The organism is Microcystis sp. LEGE 08355 (genome assembly GCF_015207185.1).
In the GTDB taxonomy this organism is placed as follows: domain Bacteria; phylum Cyanobacteriota; class Cyanobacteriia; order Cyanobacteriales; family Microcystaceae; genus Microcystis; species Microcystis panniformis.
Genome location: NZ_JADEXI010000097.1, coordinates 1 through 11,518 on the forward strand (window position 1 = coordinate 1; position 11,518 = coordinate 11,518).

Annotated in this window: 9 protein-coding genes; 3 read left to right on the top strand and 6 right to left on the bottom strand. The window is 46.0% G+C overall.

Features of this window, described 5'->3' with window-relative positions:
* Positions 1-9: 9 nt before the first annotated feature.
* Entirely contained in the window at positions 10-792 is a 783-nt protein-coding gene (locus IQ242_RS07245; protein WP_193959506.1) for a transporter substrate-binding domain-containing protein, read from the bottom strand.
* Positions 789-1,721: a diguanylate cyclase gene (locus tag IQ242_RS07250; RefSeq protein WP_193959513.1), complete on the bottom strand. Its 933-nt coding sequence runs from the start codon at positions 1,719-1,721 to the stop codon at positions 789-791. Before IQ242_RS07250 ends, IQ242_RS07245 begins: the two co-directional genes overlap by 4 nt.
* 335 nt (positions 1,722-2,056) lie before the next feature.
* Here IQ242_RS07250 and IQ242_RS07255 point away from each other — a divergent pair, with 335 nt between their 5' ends.
* Positions 2,057-4,984 carry a DEAD/DEAH box helicase gene (locus IQ242_RS07255; RefSeq protein ID WP_193959507.1) on the top strand — a complete coding sequence of 976 codons (2,928 nt, stop codon included), beginning with the start codon at positions 2,057-2,059 and terminating at the stop codon, positions 4,982-4,984.
* 14 nt (positions 4,985-4,998) lie between these two features.
* Here the strand turns inward: IQ242_RS07255 and IQ242_RS07260 are convergent, their stop codons facing one another.
* Positions 4,999-5,952, bottom strand: a complete 954-nt coding sequence (locus tag IQ242_RS07260; protein WP_193959508.1) for a tetratricopeptide repeat protein — start codon at positions 5,950-5,952, stop codon at positions 4,999-5,001.
* Between the two features lie 304 nt (positions 5,953-6,256).
* On the opposite strand from IQ242_RS07260, the gene IQ242_RS07265 reads away from it, so the two are divergent.
* A complete protein-coding gene (locus tag IQ242_RS07265; protein ID WP_130757241.1) occupies positions 6,257-6,766 on the top strand; it encodes a DUF177 domain-containing protein in 510 nt (169 codons plus the stop codon).
* A gap of 62 nt (positions 6,767-6,828) precedes the next feature.
* Here the strand turns inward: IQ242_RS07265 and IQ242_RS07270 are convergent, their stop codons facing one another.
* Together IQ242_RS07270 and IQ242_RS07275 are read right to left on the bottom strand one after the other, a co-directional pair.
* Positions 6,829-7,791, bottom strand: a complete 963-nt coding sequence (locus tag IQ242_RS07270; protein WP_193959509.1) for a glycosyltransferase family 9 protein — start codon at positions 7,789-7,791, stop codon at positions 6,829-6,831.
* A 346-nt stretch (positions 7,792-8,137) separates the two neighbouring features.
* Positions 8,138-8,740 (bottom strand): M23 family metallopeptidase, encoded by a 603-nt coding sequence (locus IQ242_RS07275; protein WP_193959510.1) that lies wholly within the window; start codon positions 8,738-8,740, stop codon positions 8,138-8,140.
* Between the two features lie 327 nt (positions 8,741-9,067).
* Between IQ242_RS07275 and serS the strand changes: the two genes are divergently transcribed.
* Positions 9,068-10,351, top strand: a complete 1,284-nt coding sequence (serS, locus tag IQ242_RS07280) for a serine--tRNA ligase (protein WP_193959511.1) — start codon at positions 9,068-9,070, stop codon at positions 10,349-10,351.
* Between the two features lie 54 nt (positions 10,352-10,405).
* On the opposite strand, the gene IQ242_RS07285 is transcribed toward serS, so the two are convergent.
* A partial coding sequence (locus IQ242_RS07285; RefSeq protein WP_193959512.1) for a 2,3-diketo-5-methylthiopentyl-1-phosphate enolase occupies positions 10,406-11,518 on the bottom strand: 1,113 nt, incomplete at its 5' end.

Below are 11,518 nucleotides of genomic sequence, written 5' to 3' on the forward strand. Positions count from 1 at the left end.
CCCCTCTCCCTATCTTCCCATTTCCCGAATTCTCAGGGGTAAGCCCCAATAGTTCACCCGTTCTGCTAACCAACCAGTGGATTCTAGCCGATCGATCGCTTGGTTGACGCGTTCTCGGAGACTTTGGTACTGTAAACCTTTAGGGAGAACGACTCCTAGAGCGATCGCCCCTAACTCGATCGGTAATTGACGATAATTGGGGAATTGCTGCACCCAACCAGTTAAAAGGCTATTATCAGCCGCAAAAGCGTCTATTTCCCCGGTTTCCAGTAAATTTAAAGCTTCTTGATAGGAAGCAACCCCGCGCAGGATAGCGTTAGGCAAATTGGAACGCACAAGGGCGATTGTCGTCGAGCCGTTGAGTACGGCGATTCTAGAGTTAGCTAAGTCTTCTAAACGCTGCAATTGGGGGTTTTTCGTCACAAAACCGCTGCTATCGAGGTAATAAAAGGGGCTAAAATCCACTAAGCGCTGACGTGCAGGAGTAATCGCCACACGAGCGATCGCCAAATCCACCCGATCATCAATAACCACCTGTAAACGTTCTTGATTACTCACGGGTTTGAGAATAATAGCACTGTCAGAACCGAGAATTTCTGACGCTAGACGTTTAGCGATGTCGATTTCCAATCCTTGCAGATTGCCCTGAGAATCAAGGAAAGCGAGGGGAGGGAGATTATTTTTGACAGCGACAATTAATTTTCCCCTGCGTATAATTGTCTCGAGATCGGCGCTAAAACTTGGGGCTACACCCAAGAGCAAAAAACCAAGAATAAATAACAAATTTTTCATACTGTTTTACCTAAACTAACTCGATTCCTACCTTGATTTTTAGCGGCAAACATGGCATGATCAGCCCGCTCGATCACCGCTTCTAGATTATTATCTTCAGGGCTAAATGTTGCCACACCAATACTAGCAGTAACTCGCACTTTTTGTCGATCAATTTCAATATTTAACTTGTTAATTACTTGACAAATGCGCTGGGCTGTGGTAGCAGCATCTTCAAGATTAGTTTCTGGGAGAATAGCGACAAATTCCTCGCCCCCAAAGCGCCCAAAACTATCCACTTGACGCAGACAGTTTTTAATTGCCCCAGCGACAGTAATTAAAGTTTTGTCCCCTAGGAGATGACCAAAGGTATCGTTAATATGTTTAAAATGGTCGATATCAATGAATAGAACCGAAAAATAACGATGATAACGACGACATCGTCGCAATTCTTTCTCGCCCAAGGCGAGAATCTCTCGACGATTATTTACCCCAGTTAGGCTATCAGTTCTGACTAGCTTTTCTAGTTGAGAATTGATATTTTTCAGTTCTTCTTGCGTTTTTTTCAGTTCTAAATGAATTTTAACTTTGGCTAACAGTTCCCAACTATTAAAGGGTTTATTTATATAGTCCACAGCCCCAGAATTAAAAGCATTGATAATATCTTCTTTTTCCTTACTATCTGTTACAAAAATAATCGGTATATGAGCGTATAAAATGTCAGATTTTAGTCTTCGACAAAGCTCTATTCTCGTCATATCTGGCATCATTAAGTCAAGAATAATTAGGTCAGGATTAGCAGTTTTTACTCGTTCTATTGCCTGTTTAACACTACTAGCATAAGTGGTGGTATAACCAGCAGAATCAAGAATATTCACAGCCAATTGGAGATTTTTACCGACATCATCAACCACTAAAACTAGACAGTCTTCAGGACGAAATTTAATCATCATCGGTAAGTATAAGTAATCAAGTTAAGGACAAAATAGAGATACAATTATTAGTGATACAGCATTTCTTATACAGATGAAGTATGATGGGATTGGGCATCGCCCCCAAAGGTTAAGTAGGGAGGCACAATTATTTGTAGGATGGGTTAGCGGTAGCGTAACCCATGCGGGGGTTGGGTTTCATGCTTCAACCCAACCTACGTTCATCTTATATTTAATTCCACCCACCTACTTAAGCTTATCCCTAGTTTCTAGAAGTCCGCTTTTTTCGACTAAAATAAAAAAAGCCAGCCAGAATAGCCACAATTTTAAAAATTTCTCCTCTTAGACTTGACGTGAAAGAGTCCCTCAACCCTACTTCTTTGGATTTCAAAACCATTTTTCCCTTTAAACTCGACGACTTCCAGCAATCGGCGATCGCTGCTCTCGCTGCCGGTAAATCAGTGGTTGTCTGCGCTCCCACGGGTTCCGGCAAAACTTTAATCGGAGAATACGCTATCTATCGCGCCCTCGAAAGGGGCAAACGGGTTTTCTACACCACTCCCCTGAAAGCTCTTTCTAACCAAAAATTCCGGGATTTTCAAGAAAAATTCGGTCGCACCCCCACCGATGGCGATGAGGACTCCCCGCTGCTCTTTGCGGAAGTGGGATTGATTACCGGCGATGTGGTGATCAATCCTTCAGCATTAATTGTAGTCATGACTACAGAAATTTTTCGCAATATGCTCTACAGGACTCCGATCGGTGAGGTAGGCACTTCCCTAGAAAACGTGGAAACCCTAGTTCTCGATGAATGTCACTATATCAGCGATCGAGGTCGCGGCACCGTTTGGGAAGAATCAATTATCTACTGTCCCCCTAGTATCCAATTAGTCGCCCTCTCCGCCACCATCGGCAACCCGGGGGAACTCACCGACTGGATTAACTGGGTGCGGCAACTGCGCCAACCCAGCGACAATAAACAGACCTCCAGCTGCGAGCTAATTAACTCCGATTTTCGCCCCGTCCCCCTGCGCTTTTATTTCGCCAATAAAGAGGGATTATTCCCGCTGCTCGACCCAAAACAGAGCAAAGTTAACCCGAAACTACGCTCAAAAGTCGGCCACGGCAAACCCCGACGCTTAAAACGAGAAGATTGTCCCACCATCGCCTCGATTGTCACCACGCTGCGGGACAAGGATATGCTCCCAGCCATTTACGTTATTTTCAGCCGTAAAGGTTGCGATCAGGCGATTCGAGAGCTAAAAAACCTCAATCTCGTTAATCCAGAAGAAGCTAGAGCCATTTACTACCGTTTACTCATTTTCTTCCTGGAAGATAATCCCAATCTGCAAGAACTCGCCCTTTCCTTCTTTGCCGTCGAAAATCCGCCTCTACACCAGAAATTACTGGCTTTTTTCGCTAATAACCCCCAGTCTGAAGATCAACTCCTCAGCCTCTTAACCGCCGATTCCGAGACGAAAAATCAACTGTTTGAATTCCTGGCTAGTGCTTCCCAATTGGTGCGCGCCGACCAAGTGGAACCCCTCACCCGGGGCTGTGGTGTTCACCATGCCGGGATTTTACCCCTCTGGAAAGAATTAGTCGAACAACTCTTTGAAGCTGGTTTAATTAAGGTGGTTTTTGCCACCGCTACCCTCTCAGCCGGGATTAATATGCCCGCTCGCACCACTGTCATCTCGGCCCTCTCCAAACGCACCGATGATGGCCATAGTATGCTGACTCCCTCGGAATTTGTCCAGATTGCCGGCCGGGCCGGTCGCCGGGGAATGGACGCAGTGGGCCATGTGGTGACAGTACAAACGCCCTTTGAAGGGGCAAAAGAAGCGGCTTTTCTGGCCACCGCTCAACCGGAACCCCTGCAAAGCTGTTTTGCGCCCAGTTACGGCATGGTCTTAAATCTCCTGCAAAAACACAGTCTAGAGGAGACCAAAGACCTCTTAGAGCGCAGTTTCGCCGAATATCTCGCTCGTTTGAAGTTAAGCCCCGAACGACAACAGATTACCGCCTTAACCACCGAATTAGCTAAGTTGGATATGGAGTTAGCCGGTATCGAACGAGAGCAGGTCTTCAGTTACGAAAAACTACGGGAAAAACTGCGGGAAGAAGAAAGACTGTATAAAATCCTCGCTAGTCAGGCAGAGGCCCAGAAAAGACAGGAAATACATCTAAAATTGCCGAATATTCCCGTCGGAACTATCCTTCATCTCAAGGGCAAACATATTAAGGTTCCCGCCCCCGTCCCCGCTATCTTTGTCAATACCCTGCACGGAGCCGGTCAAGTGCGAACCCTTGTGTGTTTAGGCAGTGATAATCGTTGGTATTTAGCCGCCTATGCCGATATTAGCGAGATTGATCGAGGTTTTCTCACTCCTGCGGCATTAGGCGAACTGATACCCCCTTCCCTAGAAGCTGTTTCCCTAGGGGGGTGGCGCAAGGGTGAGGAAAATACTCAGGCGATCGCCGATTTAATCCCCCAACAAGTGCAGGGCATCCCACCAGTGGCGGAACTGGCAACACAAGCACAAAAAATTGAAATTGTCAATAGTCAAATTGCCGCTCATCCCCTGCAAAAACGCAAAAATCCGGGGCGATTGATGAAATTATACTACGATCGAGAGCTTGCTCGCGATAAGTTACACAAGACCCAGATTAAATACCAAAAACAACAATCCCGTAAATCCTACTACTGGGAAGAATTTCTGAATCTAATCGAGATTTTGCGAGAATTCCAGGCATTAGAGGGTTATTTGCCCACCCCCCTCGGAGAAGCGGCGGCCACTATTCGCGGGGAAAATGAACTCTGGTTAGGATTAGCGATGATGTCGGGAGATTTCGACCGATTGACTCCTAGCCAACTAGCCGCCGCCATCAGCGCTATGATTACCGAACCCCCTCGCCCCGATACTTGGTGCAATTACCCGCCTGTGCCAGAAGTTATCGATATTTTGCGACAAGGAGAGGGAAATTCCCCGGGTTTGCGAGAAGTTCGCCGTTTACTCTATCAAGCTCAATCTCGCTACGATATCACTATTCCTGTCTGGTTAGAAACCCAACTGATGGGGATTGCCTCCCGTTGGGCCCAGGGGACATCCTGGCCAGAATTGTGCGAAAATACTAGCCTCGATGAGGGAGATCTAGTGCGATTATTACGGCGCACCGTCGATGTTCTCTGGCAAATTCCCCAAATTCCCCGGGTTTCTCAAGTCCTTAAAGATAATGCCCGTCTTGCCGTCACAGCCATGAAGCGCTTTCCTTTGTAATATTGATCGCTCTTTTAAACAATGGGAGATGGTAAGGAAAGTAACTGTTGGTGAATCTGCTCGATGAGGGCGAGGATTTGCTGATAATTGTGGTGCAATCCCTGTTGATAGAGGTGATTGGCTCCTTGATTTAAATCCGCTAAAGCTGATTGATAATAACCCAATTGATGCCGCAGTAATCCCCTTCTAATATAAGCATCGGCATAAAAAGGATCGATGGCAATCGCCCGATTTAAATCGGCGATCGAGCGGTCGTATTCACCTAATTGGTCAGCGGTACAAGCTAGATTATAGTAGGCTGAGGCGTTGTTTTTATTTAACCGGAGAGCTTGATTAAAATCCGCTTTAGCTGAGGTAAAATTGTGGAGGGCTAAATGAGATAAACCTCGATCATTATAAATAGTGGCTAAAGTATCGGGTTGCTGGTTAGTAATTTGACGCAAGGATTGATTAAAATCGGCTAGGGCAAGGGGATAATTTTTCATGGCCGCCTGAACTAAACCCCGATTATAGTAGGCTTGATAATAGGTGGGTTTTAACCGGATAGTCTGGTTATAATCGGTCAGCGCCTGTGGATAATCTCCCAAACGATAAAAAGCTAAACCCCGATGGAAATAGGCTAGATAATTATCAGATTGCTGTTGCAAAGAGCGCGTGCAGTCTTGCCAAGCGTGCAGATAATCCTGTAAATAAATCTCAGTTAAACAGCGATTACTGTAGGCTAGGGCCAAGTTATTTTCCTGTTCCAGCGACTGATTGAAATCCTGCAAAGCTTGCTGATAATTACCCGCCTCTAGTTGTTCAATTCCCGATCGCATCCAGTAGGATAAATGTACTGATTGAACCGCTTTTCCCGGCCGAGGCAATCCCCCCAGCACAAGCGAGCAGAGCAGTGCAACCATAACCAATCCACCGAGGCGAGGAAGAAAATTTTTCAAAACCGTTGACATAGGAGTATCTTTGTGCATATACTCCCAATTCTGAGGAAACTTTCTCGATCGATCAACAGACAGCCTGTCAAATACAGGAGTCAGTTATCAGTTATCAGTTATCAGTTATCAGATGTGAGTTTTCAGTTCACTGATTACTGTTTACTGTTCACTGTTCACTGAAAATACACCCTACACCCCCCAGTCTAGGACTGGTCTCTGTCTGTAGAGGTCGGGGCTGCGATAAGCTAATAAAGGAAAGATTGTCACCGAGCAATTATGATGGCGTTACTCGCTAACGCAGTTGACACCCGATAACCGATAAATGATACAGGAGTTATCTATGGAAACTATTTTTATCCCCCACCTCCTCAAATCTCCTGATCGACAAAGAGTGATCATCATCGATAATTTTATCCCCGATCTAGAAACCTTGACACCGGTGCGGGGAACCTTGCTGGTTAGACATGGGGGGAATTTTTTGGAAGTATCGGTGAAAGCAGAAACCATCGTCACCTTAACCTGCGATCGCTGTTTACAACAATATAATCATCGTCTGCAATTAAACACTTCCGAATTAATCTGGCTAGACAAAAATAAAGACTACGATAGCTCCTATCCTCTAGAGCGAGAAATAGCCTACGAAGACCTCTCGGAAACCCTCGATCCTAACGGGGATTTTGACCCACAAATGTGGTTATACGAGCAGTTATGTCTAACTTTACCCCCCCGTCAACTCTGCGGAGCCAATTGTCAACCACCCGATTTTCTGCTTCCGGAAAAGACTGCCATCGATGGTCGTTGGGCCTCCCTAGAATCCTTGAAAAGTCAGTTATCTCAATCGCAAAATTGAGCTTTGATGCTGATTTTTTTTCGGGTTTCGATCCCAGAGAAAAGCGATCAAAACCCGATTTTTTACCGGCCCCAAATCTTTTTCAGGACAGTTTCGGGGGTAATATCGGCGACTTTTCCCGTATTAGCTTCAATATATCGATGCAGCTCTCCCCCACTCGGTAAAACTCTCTTAGACAACGAAGGAACCAACAGAGAGAGGGTATAGGTTCCCACGGCCACGGCTAACTGTAAAGGGACACTTTCGGTAGCTAACAATAAATTAGCACCGGCGATCATAGCCGCCATTTTACCGATATCGGCCGTTCTGGACACTTTTAAGTTATTATCCATGGCTTTGAGGGCTAAAACCCAAGCTTCATCCAGTTCTCCCTGGATCGCGACAATTGGCAAATCCGGTTGTTGATGGCGAATGCCTTGGATAATTTCTAGCCAACTCTCTAGGGGATAAAGCGTTTCCAGTCCTTGGCTGATGCTGATATCGCTACCGCCGGCGTAGAGGAGAATATAGCCGCTATCCTTGATATTGAGGCGTTGCTGCTCCATTTGGGCCCAATCGATATCATCCCGATTCAATGTTATTTTTAAAGGTGGACAGGGTGCGGCAATCTTTAACCCTTTGACCAGTGCGTGATAATTATCCGCTAGATAGCCTTCCGTTGGCTGGGGTACTTGTTGCGATAAGAACCAGCTGCCATTATTTTCATAGCCTATACGGTTAGGAACACCATTTAACCAGAGTAAAAGGTTGATAGCAGAACGATTGGTGAGACTAATGGCGATTTCGTACTCCCGGTCTCGAATTACTCCCAAAATATTTAAATAATCCGCTAATCCGTACTGATCTCGATAGTCAAATAAAAGCACTTCCCTAACCTGGGGACAGAGACGATGAGCAGCCTTTGCTCTCGGTTCGACCAAAACATCAATGCTGCTTTGGGGGTAAGTTTGCTGGAGGGTTTCTAGAGTGGGAAAAAACAGCAGTTGATCGCTAATTCCTCCCGGTACAAGGGTTAATATTCGCATTTTATCTGGATATACCTGAATCGATCAGCTTAATTTTAGCAGTGTCCCTCGTTATTCACTAAATCCGGGCAGCGATGTTTTTTCCCACCAGAATGCGATCGCAGATTCTCTGATTCCCCCTTCTTCTTAACTAGGGTTTGCGGCAAAAAGTTTTTCGTGGGGGCAGGGTGTGGGGTGTAGGGTGTAGGGTGTAGGGTTTTACCGATTTTGAGGTAGTCAGTTACCTAATTTTCAGAGAAAAAGTCCAGGAATTTTCCCCCCGATCCCTCCAATGGTAGGCACTTTTTGAGGGAAAAAAAGTCTAAAAGCCTTATCCAACAAAGTTTTTAGATTTATTCAGCAAGTCTTAACTATTACCCGAAGGATTAGAACCGTACATAGCATTTAAAACCAAAGCGGGGTCAACGTATTGATTGCCGTACATCAGTCCCCAGTGCAGGTGTGGTCCGGTGGTGCGTCCGCTCATTCCCACTCTAGCCATACGGGCCCCTGCCGGTATATCCTGACCGAGAGTAAGGACGATTCCCCCTGACCTATCAATCAAAAAAGTACCGCGGCTATCGGATTGAACCGAACCCATGAGATGACAATAAATATGTGTCCATTGACCGGATTGCATCTTAATCATGGTGCCACAGCCTGTATGATCGGATAATTCGACGATTCTGCCGGTCCACCAATTGCGAATATAACTGCCCAAGGGTGCGGCCAGATCTAACCCGGCATGAAATTGTTGACTGCCATCCATGGGAGAGGAACGATAACCGAAACCAGAGGTATAGGTTTGAAAGTTTTCCACGGGGAACGAGGCCCCGGCCCAAGCATTTTGAGCTATGAGGGTGGGATTAGCTTTAACGGGGTGTAAACGGTCAAATCCTAGAGAAATTAGCGTGACAAGACAGCTAATCGCTAAAAAACGCAGTAATTTAACAGGCAGATATTTGAGCATGAGACTTACTCCAGACACCACAATTAAATATACCGCTAATCTTACCAGCGGCTTTTAACCGATATTTTAGTTAAGTTTTGAGTTATTATTGACCTTTGGTTAGCCGTTGACAACATTTCCCCTCAGGCTGCCAATTCCCCGACTCTCCCACTTACTTTTTACTTTTTACTGACTTGTAAGTAGGGAGGCACAATTATTTGTAGGATGGGTTAGCGGTAGCGTAACATGAGCGGGCGTTGGGTTTCATGCTTCAACCGTTCGGCAAAAGCTCACGGCCGAAGCCCAACCTACGTTCATCTTATATTTAATTCCACCCACCCACTTACCATGTTAGACCTAAAGCAAATTAGAGAAAATCCAGAGGAAGTACAGAAACGCTTAGATAGTCGGGGAGGTAGTTATGATATTGCCCCTATTCTCCAGTTAAATCAACAACAGAAGGCTTTAGAGTTAGAACGCAGCAGTTTACAGGCCCGGAGTAACGAAATCGGTAAACTGGTGGGACAAAAAGTTAAAAGTGGCAGCGATGCCAACAGTCCCGAAATTTTGGTGCTGAAAACAGAAGGAAACGAGATTAAAAGTAAACTAGCTCAATTAGAACCGCAGGAAAAAGATATTAAAGCGGCCATTGACCAAAAAATCTTAGATTTACCCAATTTACCCAGTGAAACCACTCCTATCGGTAAGGATGAACGGGAAAATGTGGAAGTCAGACGCTGGGGAGAGCAATATAAACCCACCAACCCGAATATTTTGCCTCACTGGGGAATTGGGGAAAAATTGGGCATTTTAGACTTTGAACGGGCAGTAAAGATCGCCCAGAGTCGTTTTGTTAATCTTATCGCTGTCGGGGCTGCCCTAGAAAGAGCTTTAATTAATTTTATGCTTGATCGCCATATTGTCGCCGGTTATACAGAAGTTTTACCGCCAATTTTAATTAATAGTGACTCCCTGCGCGGGACGGGACAACTGCCGAAATTTGCGGAAGAAAGCTTTAAATGTCGAGATGATGAGCTTTGGTTAGCACCAACGGCAGAAGTACCTGTAACTAACCTTTATCGCGATGAAATCCTCTCATCGGAGCAATTACCGATCAAACACTGTGCCTATACTCCCTGTTTTCGTCGAGAAGCGGGCAGCTATGGCAAGGATACGAGGGGCTTGATCCGTTTGCATCAATTTAATAAGGTGGAAATGGTCAAAATCGTCCATCCTGACGATTCTGCTCAGGAACACGAAAGTTTAGTCGCTAATGCGGAGGCAATCCTGCAAGCTTTACAGTTGCCCTATCGGGTGATTGAATTGTGTAGCGGTGACTTGGGTTTTTCGGCGGCCAAATGTTATGACTTAGAAGTGTGGCTACCTTCGGCTAATACCTATCGGGAAATTTCCAGTTGTTCTAATTTTAGAGACTTTCAGGCACGACGGGCAAATATTCGCTTTAAAGAAAAAGGACAAAAAGGCACTAATTTTGTCCACACTCTCAACGGTTCGGGATTGGCGATCGGTCGTACTATGGCCGCTGTTCTAGAAAATTATCAACAGGCAGACGGGACGGTAAAAGTGCCAGAAGTGCTGCAACCCTATCTAAAACGGGAAGTTATTTGTTAAATTTTCTAAAAATGCTTGACAAAATGTCTTTATAGTGCATTGAAAGAATTGAGCTTAACCCCACTCTAGAATTGCCTGTTTTAAGGCTCCTTCGGGCAAATTGGCGGGATCAAAAGAATCACCCGCTTCTATTCTGGCTAAAGCTTCAAAAAAAGCCCTCACACCACTGGCCGGTCCCGATGGGTGGTCCATAATTCCAGTTCCCGCATTGAGGATAACATTACGTCCATAGTCCCCAAGGACCTGGGGAACAATACTGGGACGAATGCCGGCCGAGGGAACCGGAAAAACGTTTCTATCGCGCAAAATATCGCGAATTTTGCCCTCCTCCTGCGGATCGAAGGGTAAACTACCGTAGGCGGCGGGATATAGCACCGCATCGGCTCCTGCGTGGGCCATCATCGTTCCCAAAACCACAGAATAGGCTAATCCCGTATCGCTACCGGCACACATCGCTCCGGCAAAGGCAGGATGGGCGAAAATAGGCACATCGATCGCCGGATCACTGGCTAAAGCTTCTAAAACGGAAAAACCGTAGGTAAGAACGTTTAATAACAGGGCATTAGCCCCATGTTTCACCAATAAACGGGCTTTTCTGTGCAATTCGTCCGCTTTTCCGGTGACATTGACCGCATAGAGAACATTTCTGCCGGTTTGCTGCCGCACTTCCTCCAAAACCCGGCGACAACAATCTAGGCGCTCGTGGGTGGGAGCCACGGGAAGATCCGCCATGATTTCATCATCTTTAATCACGTCTAAGCCAGCAAAAGCCACTTCTCGCAGGATATCGGCGTGATCTTGCGCCGATAGTCCTAAAGCGGGTTTAAAAATTGCCATTACTAGAGGTCGATCATAAACCCCCAAACGTTGCCTAATTCCGGTGATTCCCACCTTGGCTTTCGTGCCGTAGCTTTCGGGGAGATACACCCCCACCACTTTTCCGGCTCCAGCCATGGAATATTTGCCGAAAATCATGGTTAAAAGACTGGCGATGTCATTTTCAACGTTTATCTGGGGAAAACGCACCCTAGCCACCTTATAACCGTCGGCTTCCTCCCTGATCCCCACCACTTCCCCTAGGTGTTGTTGCAGCTGCTCTTGACGATGACTGTGGCGATCGCTCCAAGTGCCGGCGGTTTGACCGATAGCGATCGTTTTCTGTCTCTT